The organism is Paenibacillus sp. LHD-117 (assembly GCF_030929555.1).
Classification (GTDB): Bacteria; Bacillota; Bacilli; order Paenibacillales; family Paenibacillaceae; genus Pristimantibacillus.
Map to the genome: position 1 here is coordinate 15,472 of NZ_JAVFVT010000041.1, position 19,220 is coordinate 34,691.

14 protein-coding genes are annotated in these 19,220 nt (G+C 55.4%); 2 read left to right on the forward strand and 12 right to left on the reverse strand.

What is annotated here, in order from left to right; translation table 11 throughout:
* Positions 1-50: 50 nt before the first annotated feature.
* The 10 genes from rnr to RB620_RS25205 all read right to left on the reverse strand — a co-directional run bounded on the left by rnr (position 51) and on the right by RB620_RS25205 (position 14,932).
* On the reverse strand, positions 51-3,203 hold the full coding sequence (gene rnr, locus RB620_RS25160) for a ribonuclease R (RefSeq protein WP_483874756.1): 3,153 nt from the start codon (positions 3,201-3,203) through the stop codon (positions 51-53).
* A gap of 173 nt (positions 3,204-3,376) precedes the next feature.
* On the reverse strand, positions 3,377-3,613 hold the full coding sequence (gene secG, locus RB620_RS25165; protein ID WP_308099223.1) for a preprotein translocase subunit SecG: 237 nt from the start codon (positions 3,611-3,613) through the stop codon (positions 3,377-3,379).
* Positions 3,614-3,855: 242 nt separating this feature from the next.
* Positions 3,856-4,545 carry a copper homeostasis protein CutC gene (locus tag RB620_RS25170; protein WP_308099225.1) on the reverse strand — a complete coding sequence of 230 codons (690 nt, stop codon included), beginning with the start codon at positions 4,543-4,545 and terminating at the stop codon, positions 3,856-3,858.
* Positions 4,535-5,992, reverse strand: coding sequence for a leucyl aminopeptidase family protein (locus RB620_RS25175; RefSeq protein WP_308099227.1), 1,458 nt, complete (start codon positions 5,990-5,992; stop codon positions 4,535-4,537). Before RB620_RS25175 ends, RB620_RS25170 begins: the two co-directional genes overlap by 11 nt.
* A 76-nt stretch (positions 5,993-6,068) precedes the next feature.
* Positions 6,069-7,076, reverse strand: a complete 1,008-nt coding sequence (locus RB620_RS25180) for an asparaginase (protein WP_308099229.1) — start codon at positions 7,074-7,076, stop codon at positions 6,069-6,071.
* A gap of 183 nt (positions 7,077-7,259) precedes the next feature.
* On the reverse strand, positions 7,260-8,945 hold the full coding sequence (locus RB620_RS25185; RefSeq protein WP_308099231.1) for an ABC transporter substrate-binding protein: 1,686 nt from the start codon (positions 8,943-8,945) through the stop codon (positions 7,260-7,262).
* A 53-nt stretch (positions 8,946-8,998) separates the two neighbouring features.
* Entirely contained in the window at positions 8,999-9,895 is an 897-nt protein-coding gene (locus RB620_RS25190; protein ID WP_308099233.1) for a carbohydrate ABC transporter permease, read from the reverse strand.
* A 15-nt stretch (positions 9,896-9,910) separates the two neighbouring features.
* Positions 9,911-10,783 carry an ABC transporter permease gene (locus tag RB620_RS25195; RefSeq protein WP_308099235.1) on the reverse strand — a complete coding sequence of 291 codons (873 nt, stop codon included), beginning with the start codon at positions 10,781-10,783 and terminating at the stop codon, positions 9,911-9,913.
* 244 nt (positions 10,784-11,027) lie between these two features.
* Positions 11,028-13,316: an AraC family transcriptional regulator gene (locus tag RB620_RS25200; protein WP_308099237.1), complete on the reverse strand. Its 2,289-nt coding sequence runs from the start codon at positions 13,314-13,316 to the stop codon at positions 11,028-11,030.
* Between the two features lie 395 nt (positions 13,317-13,711).
* Positions 13,712-14,932, reverse strand: a complete 1,221-nt coding sequence (locus RB620_RS25205) for a YhgE/Pip domain-containing protein (RefSeq protein WP_374121457.1) — start codon at positions 14,930-14,932, stop codon at positions 13,712-13,714.
* Positions 14,933-15,102: 170 nt separating this feature from the next.
* On the opposite strand from RB620_RS25205, the gene RB620_RS25210 reads away from it, so the two are divergent.
* Positions 15,103-15,738, forward strand: coding sequence for a TetR/AcrR family transcriptional regulator (locus RB620_RS25210; protein ID WP_308099239.1), 636 nt, complete (start codon positions 15,103-15,105; stop codon positions 15,736-15,738).
* A 112-nt stretch (positions 15,739-15,850) separates the two neighbouring features.
* A complete protein-coding gene (locus RB620_RS25215) occupies positions 15,851-16,162 on the forward strand; it encodes a YbjQ family protein (RefSeq protein WP_308099241.1) in 312 nt (103 codons plus the stop codon).
* A gap of 165 nt (positions 16,163-16,327) precedes the next feature.
* Here the strand turns inward: RB620_RS25215 and eno are convergent, their stop codons facing one another.
* Together eno and gpmI are read right to left on the reverse strand one after the other, a co-directional pair.
* Positions 16,328-17,620, reverse strand: coding sequence for a phosphopyruvate hydratase (gene eno / locus RB620_RS25220; RefSeq protein WP_308099243.1), 1,293 nt, complete (start codon positions 17,618-17,620; stop codon positions 16,328-16,330).
* Positions 17,621-17,680: 60 nt separating this feature from the next.
* Positions 17,681-19,219, reverse strand: a complete 1,539-nt coding sequence (gpmI, locus tag RB620_RS25225) for a 2,3-bisphosphoglycerate-independent phosphoglycerate mutase (RefSeq protein WP_308099244.1) — start codon at positions 19,217-19,219, stop codon at positions 17,681-17,683.
* Position 19,220: the final 1 nt, after the last annotated feature.

A 19,220-nucleotide genomic window follows, 5' to 3' on the forward strand; every position in this document is an offset into this window, starting at 1 on the left:
CGGAGCATTACCGTCTAAGTATAACCTTGATTCCTTTTATTTATACAGCTTTATTTGCGATTTTTGCGAACGAAGGCCGCCGCGGCGCTGCCGCCGCTTTTTTTCTTCCGTTTTTTCTTGCCTTCGCCCCCGGCTGCGGTTGTGATGTCGACGACATTCTCCTTGGGCTTGCCCCCGTTAAAAATGCCGCTCGTCGTCGTATTCTTCCGCCGACCGCCACCACCGCCTTGGCCTCCGCCGCCGCTAGGGCCGCGTCCACCTCCGCCGCCAGGACCACGGCCGTTGCCGCCTTTGCCCCGACCGCCGCCAGGCTTGCCGCGTCCGCCGCCGCCGCGACGATCTCCGTGCCTGTTGCTATAATAGAAGCCGTCGTCGTCGCTGCCATGCCCGCCTTCGCCGCCGTCGTCTTTGCCGCTTCGCTTCGTAGGCGCGCCGCCCGCAGGAACTGGCAAGCCCCACATATCCGTGCGATGCTTCTGCCTGCCGCCCTGATCGCCGAAGCTGATGCCTTCGCTCTCACCTCTGCCTTCGCGACCGTCTTCCGTTTCGCGACCCATACCTCCGGGAACTTCGTCGCCGAATGCGGCGCCGTGATCTCCCTCTCGGTACTCGACCCACCGGTTCTCCGCATCGAACGTACCTCCACGGGCCACCCAAGGGTTGCCGCCTTCACCGCCAGAACCAGCTCCAGCTCCTCCGGCACCCTCTGCGCCGCCGCGTCCGCGCTTCCGACGTCCCGCTGGCGCGTTCTGCCACTCGCCGCCACCGGCACCGGCGCCCGCATCGCGGCCTCTGCCGCCCTGCGCCGCTCCGCCGCGACCGCCGCCGCCTTGACCAGCGCCCGCTGCAGGCCCGCGCCCGCCACGGCCCGCGTCGCCTCTTCCGCCACGGCCGCCAGCGGCACCGCCGCGACCTCCTTCGCCTCGGCTGCCGGCGCTACGCCCGCCGCCGCGGCCATCATCACCGCGCTTGCCGAAGCCGCCGCGTTTGCCGCGGCTTCCGCCTACACCGAAGCCGGCGTCCGCGACGCCTTTGTAGCTGCCGCGCGGCTTCATGTCGACCATCTCGAAGTCGATGTTGTACTCCTCCATGTCGACGCGCGACACGCGGATCTTCACTTCGTCGCCGATCCGGTATACCTTGGAAGTACGTTCGCCGATGAGCACCATATGAAGCTCGTGGAAGTGGTAATAATCGTCCGACAGGTCACTCAGACGGATAAGACCCTCTACTGTGTTCTCGAGCTCGATGAACATGCCGAAGCTCGTCACGCTGCTGATGATGCCGTCGAACTCTTCGCCGACTTTATCCAGCATGAATTCGCATTTCTTCAGCTTATCCGTGTCCCGCTCTGCGTCGACGGCAAGGCGCTCCCGCTCGGAGGAATGCTGTGCGATGTCCGGCATGCGCGCCGTGAGCGCCTCGTGCCGCGCCTCGGTCAACGCGCCTCCTCCCTCGAGCACCTCGCGGATGACGCGATGGATGACGAGATCGGGATAACGTCGGATCGGCGACGTGAAGTGCGAATAAAACTCCGCGGCCAGACCGAAGTGCCCGAGGCTCTCCGCGTCGTACTTGGCCTGCTTCATGGAACGAAGCATCATCGTCGAGATGACCGTCGCTTCCTTCGTACCCTGAATCTCCTCCAGCAGCGTCTGCAGCGCGCGCGGATGCACGGAATTGCCTTTTCCTTTCACGACGTAACCGAAGTTCGCCGCGAACTGCATGAACGTCATCAGCTTATCTTGATCCGGATCCTCATGAATCCGGTACAGGAACGGCACCCGCAGCCAATGGAAATGCTCCGACACCGTCTCGTTCGCGACGAGCATGAACTCCTCGATGATCTGTTCCGCCACGGAACGTTCGCGCTTCACGATGTCGACCGCCTTGCCATTCTCGTCGACGATAACCTTCGACTCCACGAAGTCGAAGTCGATCGCTCCGCGTTTCATCCGTTTGGACCGCAGCCGCATCGCCAGCTTCTCCATCAGCCCGAACATCTCCAGCAAGCCTGCGTAACGTTCCTTCAGTTCCGTCTCCGGCTCCTCTTCGGTTGCCGTGAGCAAGCGGCGCACGTTCGTGTACGTCATCCGCTCCGTCGTACGGATCACGCTCGTGAATACCTCATGGCTCACCCGCTTCAACGTTTTCGAGTCGAATTCCATATGGCACGACAATGTCAGGCGGTCCACTTGCGGGTTGAGCGAGCAGATGCCGTTCGACAGCCGATGCGGCAGCATTGGAATAACGCGGTCCACCAAGTAGACGCTCGTACCTCTGCGGAACGCTTCCTGATCGAGGGCGGAATTCTCCCGCACGTAATAACCAACATCCGCGATATGCACGCCGAGCAGGTAATTGCCATTCTCCAAAATCTTCACGTGCACCGCATCGTCAAGATCCTTTGCGTCTTCGCCGTCAATCGTGACGATCACTTCGTCGCGCAAGTCTCTGCGGCCTTGCTCGCGAATTTCTTCGTCCGTGATCGTGTCCGGCGCCGCTTCAGCCTCCGCCATCACGTCATCCGGGAAGCCCTCCGGGAGCTGGTGTTTGCGGATGATGGACAGGATGTCGACGCCGGGGTCATTTTTGTGCCCCAGAATTTCCACGATCTCGCCTTCAGCCGCCGACCGCCCTTCCGGATACGAAACGATGCGCACTACAACCTTCTGACCCGTCACCGCCCCTTTGAATTCGCCCTTCGCGATAAAAATATCCCGATTAATCCGTTTGTCGTCCGGAATGACGAAGGCGTACATCTCGTGGTTCTCGAATGTGCCCACGACCTGCGTCACCGCGCGCTGCACGATGCGCACAACCTCGCCTTCCATCCGGCCGCCGCCTTCGCTCTTCGCCGTAATGCGGACAAGGACGATATCGCCGTTCATGGCGCTCTTCAAATCATTGGCATGGATATAGACGTCGGGATGATCCTTTTCGTCCGGCAGCAGGAAGGCAAAACCCTTCGCATGCGCCTGGAGCTTGCCGCGCAGCAGATTCATCCGCTCCGGCACGCCATATCGCTCGTTCCGCGTACGGATGACCTTGCCCTCGTCCTCCAGCTTGTTCAGCAGCTTCAGGAATTCTTTGAACTCCGCCGCTCCTTCGATGCCGAAGTGTCCCTCCAGCTCTTGATACGTCATCGGCTTGTAAGCCGTCTCTCTCATAAAATCAAGCAATTCCTGCTCGCGTTCCACCATGAATGGCCCTTCTCCTCGTAGAACCGCCGCCGTCCCAACCGGACAACTAATGCAAGCGGTTGATAGATTATCATATACCATGTAGTATACACGAAATGGAAGCCGCGCATCCGCGATTATGCAAAAAACAAAAAAGACGAGGACTCGTCCCCGTCTTCATCTTACAATTAAGCTTATTGATTTACGAAATAAGAAACGACCAGCGCCAAAATGAAAAACCCGGCTGCAAACGCAACAGTCAGACGTTGCAAGAACAAGTCCAAACCGCGTGCCTTCTGCTTGCCGAACAGGTGCTCCGCACCGCCCGTAATCGCTCCGGACAACCCGGCGCTCTTACCCTTCTGCAGCAATACGACGGCTATCAAGCCGATCGAGAAAATAACGAGCAGGATCTTCAATGCGATATCCATTCCATCCACCTCCAGCGTACCACTCCGTGAAAACACATAAACCGATTGTACCATAGCTGTACGATATTTACAATAGGACTTGCCTTCTGCCTTTCCCTCAATCGTACCCCATTTTTGCAAATAAAGCCTATTCCCCCGTGCGCTCTCCAGCGAGCTGGAGAGAAAATGCTCCTAATCCACGAACATGTACGCTTCAATCGCCTCAAGCAGCTTTTCGCAGTTCACGATAGCGGCCGGCGGATTCAAGAAGACAATATACGCTTTATACGGGCAACGTTATCCGGCAGCAGAGGCTCCATGAAGCTGCCGCCTTGTCTAACGCCGGAACCGATATGCACTTCGTGCACGCCACTCTCTTGAACGAAAGGTCCGATATTATCCGCATGGAGGCCGTAGCCGCCCAAGATACGGATGCCGCCGAGCCTATCGGCTTCTTCCCTCAGCTGCCGAAGATGCGGCGCCGACTGCGGCGCAGGCCGTGTCCCGCCGGCCGTCAGCACGCGGCTGATCTGCTGATATTGCGCAAGCACCCGCAGCGCGGCGAACTGGTCCGCCGCCTCGTCGAACGCGCGGTGGAAGGTAACATCGAGTCCTTCCGCTGCGCGCAGCACTCTCTCTAGCGCCGAACGGTCGATCTCGCCCGTTTCTGTAAGCATGCCAACAACGATGCCTGCAGCTCCCGCTTCACGAATCGCCCCTACATCCCACAGCATGATCGCAAGATCCGCTTCGCTGTAGCGGAAGGATTGGCTATGCGGACGCACCATTGCGTTCACGGGCAGAGCCGAAGCCTTCACCGCCGATTCTACCAGGCCGACGCTTGGTGTTAGTCCGCCTTCCGCAATGCCTGTGACAAGTTCGATCCGGTCCGCGCCTCCGGCAGCGGCCGCTTCTACATCCTCCGCTCGAATCGCTATCACTTCAATTAACATTTCTCTGTTCCTCCGCTCTCGCAGTTATATAATCGGCCAGCAGTCTCGCTCCGTAACCGGAAGCCCCTGCCGGATAATAACCTGCCGTCCCTTTCGCCTGCACCGTATTGGCCATGTCGATATGGTTCCACTTTACGCTCCGCTCCACGAACCGTGCCAGGAACAGCGCCGCCTGTATCGCTCCCCCGTAAGGGCTGGAGCCGATATTGTTCAGATCGGCATAGTCGCTGCGTAACAGCTCCTCGTCCTCCGTGATGAGCGGCATCGGCCAGTTGCGGTCGCCATTGCGTTCACCAAGCTCATGCAGCAGCTCAGCTCCCGCCTTGTCTCCCCATACACCTGCCATGCGCAAGCCGAGCGCCTGCCCGACGCTGCCTGTCAAGGTCGCCATGTCGACGATTTCGGCCGCACCCAGTCGCTGCGCATGAAGCAGCGCGTCGGCCAGCACTAGCCTGCCTTCCGCATCCGTATTGCCGACCTGCACGGTCAGCCCATTCGGATATTCGATGATCGTCGACGGGAGGAACGCTTTGGCATCCGGCACATTGTCCGAAGTCGGTATAAGCGCAACGATATTCGCCTTAGCTCCCAGCTCGCTCAATATATGCATCGCACCGATGACGCCGCACGCTCCGCCCATATCGAATCTGGCTTCGCTAAGATCCCGGCCGGTCTTCACATTCATACCGCCCATATCGAACGTGATACCTTTGCCGATCAAAGCGGTAAGCGGCTGTGACCCGTCCGACACGTATCGCATCTGGATCATAGCCGGTCCATATTGGCTTCCTTGACCGACCGTAAGCAGGCCATTCATGCCATGCTCGGCCAATGCATCGCCGCTATAAACCGTCACCTCTACTTGACTGCCGCGAAAATGCTCTTCCACGCGTGAGGCAAGTATCTCCGGATTCATTCGATTGACGGGCTCATTGCACCATTCCCGAGCCAGAGCCGTCCCCTGCGCACGTATGGATGCAATCCGAAGCGCCGCCTTCAAACCGGCAGCCTTCTCGTCTTCTACAACGAAATGCAGGCTCTCAACTGGAGAATCGGCTTTGGTCCGTTTATATTTATCAAAAGTATATTGCCCCAGCAGCCAGCCTTCCGCCCATGCAACAACAGCTTCTTCCAGCGTGCATCCGCATGCTTCAACAATAGCTTCTGTGCCTCGCAGGTCTAGAGACGCTTCCCGGTATTCCCGGTCCCGCAGTGCTCTGGCGGCTTCGCCAGCGGCTGCGCGCAGCCGATCCAGCCGCAGCTCGCCGAGGCTGCCGAGTCCAACAGTCCCTTCAGCTTTGAAGACGTTGACCGCTCCATGCTTCCTCATATGCGCCCGGATCAGCCGCTCGTCATCAATCGAACCCGCCGCATCCCCCTCGCCGGAGGTTACCCAACAAAGCTTAATCCCGCCTTCCGGGGCATCCATACCCGCCGTCAGCTTCATAACGTCTCTCCTTCAGCTCGTCGATCACGACATGCTCTGACTGTATTCCCATGCATAAATGTATGAGTATCCGCCATCAACCCAGCTTCTCCAGCGTGAATACGGCGCGGTTCTCCCCGATGACGAGGCCGTTGTCGTTGCGAATCTCCTTCGGCCCGATCTTGCGCATCCGTTCGATCGTCTCCCGATTGCGGTACCCAATCTGCTCCAGAATGGAAGCGACGATGATCGGCCATTCATCTTCGGAGCCATCCTTCACCTTCAAAGCAAACGCCAGCCGCTCTTCTCGTAGACCGAAGCAATAGACGCCTTTGGCTCCGCCCTTCGCCACGATATTGCTGTCCATCAAGAGGTTAGGACAAATCAAGTAGTCTGCGGATATCATTGCCGGATAACGGTTCATAAGTCCCGTCACCTTCACCGACGCCTCGCGGATCGCTTCGTCCTCGATCAAGTCTGTGCAAGCGAGCTTGAGGAACGCTTTCGCCATACCCTGAAGCGAAATGCCGAATACGGGGAATCCGCAGCCGTCCGTGCCGATGCGGATATCCTGAGCAGGAACTTCCGATAGCCGAGAAACAACCGACAGCACGTCGCGCTGTGCGGGATGATCCGCTTCGAAGTACCCTTCCACCGGATATCCCATGCCAATGCAGTACGACAGCAAGCCCAGATGTTTGCCCGAGCAGTTATGGTACACCCGCCGCTGCGGAGATCGCTTCGCCACCAAGGCGTCCCGTGCATCCATGTCGAGCGGATACGTCGGCTTGCACACCAACGTGTCCTCTGGCAGCCCAAGCTTCTTCAGCATGCCCTCAAGCGCTTCCACATGATAAGGCAGCGCGCGGTGGGAGGCCATCATGATTGCTTTCTCTTCATCCGTGAACCCAAATTTATCGTCAAAGCCGCCCATGAAAGCGGGGATCGCCTGCATCGGCTTCGCCGCCGAACGCATGAACGTCACCCATTGCGAGTCGCCTGATACATATCGCACCTCGCCCGTTTCATCAACACCGCAAATATGGCCTTCATGCACATTTTCCAAATACCCGCCCCGGTACTCCTCAACCAATCGATTGCTCATCTTGTAACCTGCCTCCTTGAGTCAATATGATGCGAATGAGACTATCCCAAAATAACTTGAAACTATCCCAAAAAATATAAATGTGCAAGTCCTTTTTTTGCGCACAAAGCTAGAATGGGAATAAGGTGTCCCCATAGACGTTTATTGTCGCCTACGGAGACACCTGCATCTTGCCTTATGCCTTTATTGCTGCGCGTCGTACGCCGCTTGATAGATTTCGAGCAGACGCTTCAGGTTCATGCTTTCGAGCGTCTTCACGTACGTCTCCCATTCCTTCTCTACGTCAACGTCGCCGATGATGAAGCGCGCCATCATTTCATCTACGTAGTCGTTCACAGTCTTGGACAGATCAGCCGCTTCCGTCGCTTGCTCGTTCGTCATGAATAAAGGCGGCACCGTTTTGTAATCCTTTGCTTTATATGGCTCGTAGTTGTTTTTCGTCTCGTTGTAGAGGATAACCTCCAGGTCGCCGTCGCCTTTGCTTGCGGCGCTTAGACGGAATTCGTTGGAGCGGAGGGAAGGACCGGTCTGCGCCCAGTTCACGTTCTGCACTTCACCGAACGACTTCAGCTCGGACCACTTGGCAGGTTCACCGTTAATGCCGACCTCGCCCGCTTCCGCATCGCGCCATTCTTCGCCTGGACGGCCGTAGTTGCTGCGAAGCGTATGCTCGTATTCGTATAGACCGTCAGCCCAGCGCAGCGCGACTTCCGGATTTTTGGCTTTGTTCGTGATGATGAATGCCCCCATCGTGAGGCTTGTTGCGTCATTCGCCGCGTATTGCGCGCCGGCAGGTCCTTTCAGCACAGGCACCGACTTGTATTCAGCCCATCTGCCGCTCTCGCCGAGCAGCTGCGTGAACACGCCTTGGTGACCGCCAGTGGATGCGCCAAGCAGTACCGTATCCGGATTTTCGCCGATTTGGATCAGCTGGTTGTCGTCTTGTGTGAACGATTCCGGAGCGACCAGACCTTCCGCATACAGCTTTTTCATAAATTTGATGCCTTCCAGCCATTCGGCTTTGTCGAATGCCACATCCAGATTGCCGTCCTTGACGAACATATGCTTCGTGCTTGTGCCGTAGACAGGGTTATAAATAAATGAGTTCATCAGAAAAGCGTCGATGGACGATCTCCACGATTTCGGCGAGATGGACAATGGAATTTCGTCCGCTTTGCCGTTGCCGTTCGGATCTTGCTCTTTGAACGCCTTCAGAACCGTATACAATTCGTCGGTCGTTGTCGGCATTTTCAGGCCGAGCTTCGCGAGCCATGGCTCGTAAATCCACATCTTCTGGCTCATGGAGCAGTGGTAGCAATCATTGATTTCAGGCAGCGCGTAGATGTTGCCGTCCGGTGCGGTGATCGCCTTCTGAACATCCGGCATATCCTGGAACAGCTTTTTCGTCTGTACGCCTTGATTCTCGATCAGTTCGTTCAGCGGAAGGAATGCGCCTTCGCTGCCGTAGATCATCTGTTGAGCAGGCGTAACGTTCAGGCCCAGGATGACGTCCGGATAGTCGCCGCCCGCAAGCACGAGGTTCAGCTTCTCTTGCATGCTTTGCTCGGGAACAACTTCCCATTCGATATGGACGTTTGTTTTCTCTTCGTACCATTTCGTAAATTCGTTTGTGTTGAAGTCTTCTACCAGCGGATTGCCGCGGACCATGACCTTCAGCGTAACCTTCTCGTTTACGATCGGGTACGTGCCCGGCTCCGTCAGCAGGCCGGCTTCCGTGCCGCCTTCATTTGTCACGTTGGAACCGTTCCCCGTTGTGCCTTTATTCTCATTATTCGAACCGGAACAGCCGGCCAAAATTAACGTGCTGATCATGACAACCGAAAGCATGGATGTAAAGAGTTTCTTCATACTATAGACCCTCCTGAAAAGTTTTTGGGAAACAAAAACTTACTTCGAACGCATTAGCCTTTCAAAGATCCAATCATAACGCCTTTCACAAAAAACTTCTGAACGAAAGGATACACGATCAGCAGCGGCACCGACGAGACGACGATGAGTGAATACTTGAGCAGCTCTCGCAGCCCTTGGCGGGCGGCGGCCGTCTTGGCGTCTCCCAGCATATCGATGTTCACTTCGTTCTGGATCAGAATATCGCGCAGGATAAGCTGCAGCGGATAGAGATCCGGATTTTTCAAGAAAATCATTGCGTTAAAATATTGATTCCAATGCCCCACCGCGTAGAACAGTGCGATGACCGCCAGAATCGGTCCGGAGAGAGGCAGCACGATGCGCCAAAGGAAGCGGAAGTCGTTGCAGCCGTCGATCTGGGATGCTTCCAGCAGTTCATGCGGAATCGTCGTCTGGAAGTACGTCCGCATAATGATGACATTCCATACGGACAATGCGGTAGGCACGATCATCGACCAGAACGAGTCGATCATGCCGAACTCTTTTACAATAAGATAGTTCGGAATAAGGCCGCCGCTAAACATCATCGTGAACACCAGCAGAAGCATGAAGCCGCTGCGGAAGCGGAAATCCCGTCTTGACAGCGGATACGCCGCGAGCACCGTCATGAAGACGTTCACTAGCGTACCGAAGCCCGTATACAGGAAGGTGTTCGTGAAGCCGGATAAGACGTTTTTGTTTTTGAATACCGCCTTGTAACCATCAAGAGAAGGCTCCACCGGCCAAAGCCATACCTTTCCCGACATCACGGCGTAAGTCGAACTGAATGAAGCGCTTACAACGTAGATGAGCGGATATAGAATGACAAGAAGAACAATGAATAGAACAATGTAATTGATAATCGTAAATGCCCGGTCCGAACCGGACTCCTTAATAACGGTTGGTTCCATTCGCAGCGCTCCTCCTTACCATAGGCTTTCCTGCTTCAGTTTCTTGGCCGCTCCGTTCACCACGATCAGCAATATGAATCCGATGACCGCTTTGAACAGACCGATGGCGGTGGCGTAAGAGAAGTTCATCGCCTGCGAGATCAAGCCGACCTTATACACGTACGTGTCAATCACTTCGGATGACCGCATAGTGAGGGCGTTTTGCATAAGCAAGATTTTCTCGAAGCCGGTCTCCATCATTTGGCCCGTGTTCAGAATAAGCAGGATAACCGCAATCGGCAGGATGCCCGGAATATCGATATGCCGAATCCGCTGCATCTTGGTAGCGCCGTCGATAACGGCCGCTTCGTGCAGGGAAGGATCGATGCCCGACAGCGTCGCCAAATAGATAATGCAGGCGAAGCCGACGTTCTGCCATACATGGGACCATACATAGATCGATTGGAACATGGACGCTTCGCCCATGAAATTGATTGGCCCTGCTCCGAACCAGCCCAGCACCAGATTGATAGCGCCGGTGCGCGGGTCAAGGAATTGGAACAGCAAACCTACGAGCACCACAATCGATATAAAATACGGAGCGTAGGTCACCATTTGGACCGTCTTCTTGAAACGTTGATTGCGTACGTAATTTAATCCGACTGCCAGCATAATGGGGAATGGAAAGCTGGCGATCAGCGTGTAGAAGCTGATGCTTAGCGTATTGCCCAGAAGCCGCCAAAATTCATACGATTCAAAAAACCGAATGAAATGCTTCAGCCCCACCCATTCGCTGGCGAGAATGCCCTTCGAAATGGAGAAGTCTTTGAACGCGATGACGGCTCCAAACATCGGAACGTACTTGAACAAAAGGATGTAAATAAGAGGTGGTAAGAATAGTACGTACAATTGCCAACTTCTAAGGATTCTCTGCTTTGCTATCAATGGTCGCCCCCCTTTTCGCCAGTTTGGTGTATCCGGCCGGTGATTCGAAGTATAGAGGGGAGAGCCGCGATTCGTAAATACGACAGATTTGGGCGTTATTCCGTATTCAAGAATGCCGTAATGACGGGCATTATTCCTTATTCACGGATTGTGCAATAGTTATGAAAGCGCTTTATCCGCTTGTCCATAGAGGCTGTAATAGCTTGTGTTACGCTTGCTTCCGATATTCCGTCGCGCTCATGCCGTTAGCCCGTTTAAATGCCCGGCTGAACGAGTTGAGCGAATAGTAGCCAACCTTAATCGCAATCTCGTTGACGGACGCTCCGCTTTCGACAAGCAGCTTTTTGGCATGATTCATGCGCAGGTTCTCCAAATAATCGGAGAAATTGATGCCCGTCTGTTCTTTGAAGAAGTATGAAATATACGTTTCAGAAGTTTGGAATAATTCCGCAAGCACGGTTAAACTGAGATCCGTACGGCTGTAACGGGACTCCATATAGGCGATCAGGTCTTCCTTCAGCTTCTCGTTATGGCTCTTTTTGCGCTCATGATGTTTCCTGCAGAGGCTAAGGAACGCATCGCCAAGCAGGCCAAGCCCTTCCTCCAGCGACCGCTTCGGCTCCGATGCCTTGAGTGCAAGCTCCGTCTCTTCCGTCAGCGCGTCCATGCTGATGCTGGATTGCTCGCAGCACTTCAGCACGGTGCCGGACAGCTCGCTTATAAGAATGCGACCTACCGATTGCGGCAGACGTTTGCCGCTTAGATTCTTTTCTTTGATCTGAGCAAGGAGCGATCCCGTCTCTTGGAGATTGCCCGACTTCACAAGGCTGATTAGCCGCTGTTCGATATCCGAAGGATAATAATAGGCTCTAGCCGTAACGGCGATATCGCCATGGCAAGCGACTGCTTCCTCAGCAGACCATTCCTTATGCTGCTGCAGCACACCAGCCTCCTCGAAAGACCGGCTGACGCTGGACCACTGCTTATAGCAGCCGCCCGCTGCGATATAGGTCGGCACTTGCAGCTTGCTTGCCGCGTTTTCCCTGAGTTCCTCCAGCATTTTTCGCGTTTCCTGCATGAACGAGCTCGGCGAAGCGGCGTCGCCATGAATGAACAGGACGATCTGATATTCGTCCCAGTCATGCGCGGTAATGGATTTCCCGTATTCCTTCGCGATCATCTCGCGGATACCGAGCCGCTGAATATCGAGCTCGCCCAGCATCTCTTCGTTGAATGCGCCTTCGTAGCTGGCAAGCTGCAAGATTGCAACTACAACGTACGGCCCTTCCCAAGCGACGCGGGAATGCTCCATCGCCAGAATAATATCTTTGCCCGACGCGAACTGCCCTCTCAGCAGCCGGTTATAGAAGGCGCTTCGAATAAGCGGGAGCTGTTCATCCAGCTTCTCGCTAAGCGATTCATGACTGAATATAAGACTGGTCACCGAATGTCCGATATAATCCATCGTGTTGCGGACGGAAGCCGTATCCGCTACGTTGCGCGGCGCCGGCAAGATGCGCAGAATCGTCCACAGCCATCGGCTGTTCCGGTAGGAGAAGTACATCGCCGCAAGCAAACCGCCGATTAAGGCGATAGCCAGAATGGTGAAAAACGTCTTTTTGATATATTCCACTCGTTCCATGACGATTTTCTCCGGCTGCACGGAGACGTAAGTCCAGCCGTTGTAGCTGGAGGTCGTCCGGGTTACGAACATATTCTGGCCGTCCACCATCTGGTGCGAATAGCCGTCTTTGACATCAGCCGGGAGAATGCCGAAGTCTGGATCCCCAACCCCGCTAATGACCTTCCCTTCCTCATCCGCGATAAAAGCGAAGCCGCCGCTGGCGGCAAGGTTCTGCAGCATGCCCTGGATCTGGGCGTTGTCGATCAGCATCATAACGAGGCCGTTATGGTTGCCGCTGCCGAACGGCTGCATATACGTAACGACAGAGGCCGCCTTTCCTTCATAGAGCGAAGGCCGTCCCGGAACGTATGCCTTCGCGCGCGTCTGCTCCGATAGCTCGTTCTTCCAGCTGGCGTAATCGGTATTTTGATACCTGAACTTCAGGTCGTACAACTGCTTGAGCGTATACATGTTATGCGGAGAAATCGCCATTTCGCTGCCGATATACACCAAATAATAGTCCATTAGAAAATGGTTCACGAGCGTATAATCGAACAATTCCTTGTTCAATTCCCGCATTCGAACCGGATTCGTTCCTTCGAACGGCTCCTTCACATATAGGAACGATAGGGCCTTCGTGCCGCTGGCCGCCTGCATCGCGATCGTCTCGATCTCGACGAATCGGCGGTCGAGCGTTTCCTTCGTGCCTTCCAGAACGGCCTGAGCCGACTCCTTCGCGTCCTCCTCTACCAGCCAAGAGGTCCGTTCGTAAACGAACCACCCGGCTCCCCCGAACAAGGACAGCAGCAGCGCATAGGGAATAAAAAAATGCAGCAACACTTTGAAGCTTCTCCGACTCGGCTTATTGTTCAACTTGTCAACACCCCTTGTTGTGCGACTCCCGGCCGGCTGTCGGCCTGATTTCCTGCAAACGGCTGCGGACATAGCAGCACAGCCTGTGTTATCGATAACATTCGTTTACTTACTATAGCAAAAATGGCGCTCTCGCCGCACATTAATTTACGTCATCACTCAGCTTTGCCATACAGTACTTGGCAACGCTTACATATCCATTCCGGGCAACCCGTTCATCCTACAGCAAGTATACATGAGCGCGCCCTATGAGCCAATATCATTCGACAATGTTCCCCTAACCAATAATATGTAAGGGGAGTTTCATAATTTCCCAAACAACAAAAAAGAGAGGACATATGCGTCCCCTCTTCCTTCAACCTTCTTCCTTCTTCCTTGTTTCCGCATATTCAGCTTTATGCTTTGCTAACCGAAGGAGCTGCTGCAGCTTTCGAGACATTCAAAGCTTTTGACGGCTTCAATACGGAAAGCAGCAGTACAACGAAGCTGACCGCCCCGATCCCGACAAGCGTCGCCGTCGGTCCGTTCCATTCGAAGCCGTTCCCGTAGAAGAACAGCTCCCTCAGCCCGTCGACCATGAACCGCATCGGCAGCCAAGAGTGGATCCAATCCCGATAGAAGCTGTTCATGAACTCCGACGGCAGCGCCAGCAGAGGCGCTCCGAAGAACAAGAGAAGAACGAACAGTATGATGCCCCGGATTCCCGTCCACGAAAGGACCGCGGAGATCATCAGGAAAAACGCGAGAATCGATAACGAGATAAATAAGCCCATATCGCCTATGCTCGGCACATCCAGTTCGAGGAAGCTGTCGGCTAGCCAGGTAACGAAGAAACCCGCTAATAGCGCAAGAACGACACCGACCGCAACTTGCATCAGCCTAGCTCCGAGCTTTCCGGATTTGCTAGCAACCGCGGCAGCCGCCTTGCCCACTACGATCGTACTAATCGCGGCGCCCGCGATGCTGGCCATCCAGATCGGTTGGAACAATGAGACCGGCGCGTTGCCCCTTGCCGTGTTCGGCCCCGTCTCGTTGACGTTCGTGATCTGAGCTTTGATCGGGGATGCGAGGATCGCCGCTTGGGACGGCTTCAACGTTACTCCGCCTGCTTCAAGCTCCTGCAGCATCTGAGCGCTAATGGCGGAGTTCATTCCGCTAATCATGCCGTTCACCATTTGGGTCACCATATTGGAGGCTGTTGCGTTCATGCCTTGGTTGATCAACACCTCAAGCTCGGGCTGCTGCGGCGCGGGCGATCGAAGCGATGCCTGCTTCGCGCTGAAGTCAGCCGGAATAATTAATGCCGCATAATATTCGCGGTTATCCAGGCCTTCCCCGGCCAACTCGGCCGACTCCAGCGAGACCCACTTCACGGGCGAAGCGTCAGCTCCTTCTGCCGTGCCGGAAGCTTCCTTGATTTGCTCGACGAGTTGGTCGCCCATCTTAACGGCCGAGCCGTCCGGCAGGGTCGCCCCTTCATCCGCGTTAACGATCGCAATCGGCAGCCCGGCGGGTTTTATCGTGGCGGACGGATATAACATGAGTACGAAAATAAACAAAACCGTCATCGCGATCAGCGGCGAAGCGAGCAACAGTTTATTTTTGAAAATCGGCATGGTTTACACGCTCCTTCGTTATTTTACATGGTTAACTATAACTCAACATAGTGTTGAATAATGATCACAATGTACATTATAATGATTTTACAGGGTAACTCAATAATCAATAATTACGCTAATGTCGCATACTAAACAGATCGGCGAATGGTGTTGAGGAGGGGTTGGCAATGGTCGAAGATACGGCACCCGATCGGCGCGTGCTGCGCACGAAACGGGTCATCCGGGATGCGTTTACGGAACTGATGGAGGAGAAAGGTTTCGACGGCATTACGGTGAAGGATTTGACGGAGAAGGCCGACATTAACCGGGGCACGTTCTATATTCATTACCGGGACAAATATGACCTGCTCGAGCAGAGTCAGTCGGAGATTATCATGGAGATCGAATCGCTTGCTGCCGCGGGATTCTTGAGCGCAACGCAAGGCGACTGGGAAAGGTTCAAGAAAGGCGAGGCGTTTCCGCTGCCGTTCGTTCAGAAGTTATTCCAGTACCTGCAGGAAAATGCCTCATTCATGCGCGTCGTGCTAGGGCCTAAAGGTGACCCCTCCTTCCAAAAACGTCTAAAAGAAGTCATTCGGAATCGAGCGGAACCAATCTTGACCACTTTCGGAGGGGACATGCTCGTTCCGGTTCATTATCTCACCGCTTACGTCAGCTCCGCCCATCTGGGCGTCATTCAGAGTTGGCTGGATAACGGTATGGATCTGCCGCCCGAGGAGATGGCCGATATATTGGCGAAGCTTACATTGCTAGGCCCCGGCCATGTGGCTGGAATTACGCGCAAGCGAGAAACGCAAGCGTAATCGCCTATCGCCGCACCCAACCAGTCTTCAAAACTAATGTTTTTGCAGTGGAACGTAAGGATTTTCCATACGTACTAACGGATCGTAGACCATTTTTCGAGGAGGAATACAAATGATCATTACAACAACATCAACCATTGAAGGTTATCCGGTCAGACAATATTTGGGCGTCATTACGGGCGAGGTTATTATGGGGGCAAACGTGGTCCGCGACTTCCTCGCATCGATCACCGACATCGTAGGCGGCCGCTCGGGCGTGTACGAAACCAAGCTCCAAGAGGCGCGCGACGCCGCGTTTGCCGAGATGACGCAAAAGGCTTCCCGCATGGGCGCGACCGCCATCATCGGCGTGGACATCGATTACGAGGTCATCCGCGAAGGCATGCTGATGGTCGCCGTCAGCGGCACGGCCGTGGTGGTATAAGGCGTAAGCCTAGTCTAAAAAACGGACTCATTGAAGACGGGATCATCGATCCACAAAAAAACGCCTGCCGGCCTCCTCTTACCAAAGGAGCCGACAGGCGTTTTTGTTTGAACGCGTTCACGTCCGTCTATTCAAAGGACGAAGCGGCGCGGAGCCGCGCTCGTCTTATTTGAAGTTTTTGAGGTTGTAGAACGCCGCTTTGCCGCCGTATTGAGCCGTGGAGCCCAGTTGGTCCTCGATGCGAAGCAATTGGTTGTACTTCGCTACGCGGTCCGTACGGGAAGGAGCGCCTGTTTTGATTTGGCCTGCGTTTGTCGCAACCGCGATGTCCGCGATCGTGCTGTCTTCGCTCTCGCCGGAACGGTGCGAGATAACTGCCGTGTAACCAGCGCGTTTCGCCATCTCGATCGCGTCGAACGTCTCCGTCAAAGTACCGATTTGGTTCACTTTAACCAGGATGGAGTTGCCCACGCCTTGCTCGATGCCGGAGGACAGACGCTCGGTGTTCGTTACGAACAGATCGTCGCCAACGAGCTGAACTTTGCCGCCAAGCTTCTCGGTAAGAAGCTTCCAGCCATCCCAGTCGTCTTCCGAGCAGCCGTCTTCGATCGATACGATCGGGTATTTCTCGACCCACGAAGCAAGCAGGTCAACGAACTCTGCAGGCGTGAAGGATTTGCCTTCGCCAGCCAGTACGTATTTGCCGTCTTTGAAGAACTCGGTGGAAGCAACGTCCATGCCCAGGAATACGTCCACGCCAGGCTTGTAGCCAGCGCGCTCGATCGCGGAGATGATCGTCGTGATCGCTTCTTCGTTGGAGCCCAGGTTCGGAGCGAAGCCGCCTTCGTCGCCAACAGCCGTGTTCAGGCCTTTGTCATGCAATACGGCTTTCAGGTTGTGGAAGATCTCGGCACCGATGCGAAGAGCTTCTTTGAAGTCGGAAGCGCCAACCGGCAGAACCATGAACTCTTGCACGTCGATATTGTTGTCAGCATGCTCGCCGCCGTTGATGATGTTCATCATCGGTACAGGCAATGTTTTGGCGTTGAATCCGCCCAGGTATGTGTACAAAGGAACGTCCAGAGCGTCGGCAGCCGCGCGAGCGACAGCCATGGATACAGCCAGAATTGCGTTAGCGCCCAGCTTCGCTTTGTTCGGCGTTCCGTCGAGTTGGATCATTTTGCGGTCGATCGCGACTTGGTCAAGCGCGTCCAAACCGATGATTTCCGGTGCGATGATCGTGTTTACGTTGTCAACGGCTTTCGTTACGCCTTTGCCGAGGTAACGGGATTTGTCGCCGTCACGAAGCTCAACCGCTTCATAAGCGCCAGTGGATGCGCCGGATGGCACGATCGCGCGGCCTTTGCCGCCGGATTCCAGGGCTACTTCTACTTCTACTGTCGGATTCCCGCGGGAATCCAGCACTTCGCGTGCGTATACGTCAACGATAATAGACATATTCAATACACTCCTTCTCGATTCGAAAATAATTTCCTTGCGCATTCCCTTATTCTACTATTACTTGTTCAGCAAAGTCGAGCCGGTCATCTCCGCAGGTTTGTTAAGACTCAGCAAATCCAGCATCGTCGGCGCGATGTCGGCCAGAATGCCACCTTCGCGCAAAGTTGCTCCTTCGCTCGTCACGATCAGCGGAACCGGGTTCGTCGTATGCGCCGTATGCGGACGGCCGTTCTCGTCGAACACCATGTCCGCGTTGCCGTGATCCGCCGTGATGATGCAGACGCCGCCTTTGGCCAGCACCGCTTCCACCACTTGGCCCAGACATTCGTCCGTCGCTTCGACCGCCTTGATCGTCGGCTCCAGCATGCCGGAGTGGCCGACCATATCGGGGTTCGCGAAGTTGAGGATGATCGCGTCGTGTTTGTCCGCTTCGATCTCGCGTACCGTCGAAGCCGCAAGCTCGTAAGCGCTCATCTCCGGCTGAAGATCGTACGTCGCTACCTTCGGCGAATTGATCAGCACGCGCGTCTCGCCCGGCAACTCCTTGTCGCGGCCGCCGCTGAAGAAGAACGTGACATGCGGGTACTTCTCCGTCTCCGCCGTGCGAAGCTGCGCCTTGCCGTTCTGCGCCAGAACTTCGCCGAGCGTGTTGTCGAGATTCTTCGGCGAGTATGCGACGTATCCGCCGACCGTCTCGCTGAACAACGTCAAGCAGACGAAGTGCAGGCCGACCGGATGGTTCGCACCGCGGTCGAAGCCGCGGAAGTCTTCGTTGGTGAACACTTGGGACAGCTGGATCGCGCGGTCCGGACGGAAGTTGAAGAACACGATCGCGTCTTCGGATTCCACCAGGCCTACCGGCTTTTCGTCTCCGCCTACGATGACCGTCGGCATAACGAATTCATCATAAACCGATTTTTCGTACGATTCAACTACCGCTTTGATCGGATCCGTGTACTGCGGCCCTTCGCCGTAAACCATGGCGCGGTAGGATTTCTCCGTACGCTCCCAGCGTTTGTCGCGGTCCATCGCGTAGTAACGGCCTTGCACCGTCGCGATGCGTCCGACGCCGATCTCGTCGATCTTGGCTACTAATTGTTCCACGTACCCCTTCGCGCTGTCAGGCGCGACGTCGCGGCCGTCGAGGAAGGCGTGGATGTACACATCCTCCAGCCCTTCCTTCTTCGCCAGCTCCAGCAGCGCGAACAAATGCGCGATGTGGCTGTGGACGCCGCCGTCGGACAGCAGGCCGTACAGGTGAAGCTTCTTACCGCGGGACTTGGCATGGCGAACGGCGCCAAGCAATGTCTCGTTGTCGAAAAACTCGCCTTCGCGAATCGACTTGCTAATCCGGGTTAAGTCCTGATACACGATCCGGCCGGCGCCGATGTTCAGATGGCCGACTTCGGAGTTGCCCATCTGACCTTCCGGCAGACCTACCGCTTCGCCGCTGGCGGTAAGCGTCGTATGCGGATATTGAGACCAGTAACGGTCGTAGTTCGGTTTGTTCGCTTGCGCGACCGCGTTGCCCGTTACGTCGTCGCGGAGGCCGAAGCCGTCCAGGATGATTAATGCTACAGGTTTGCGGGAGGCCATC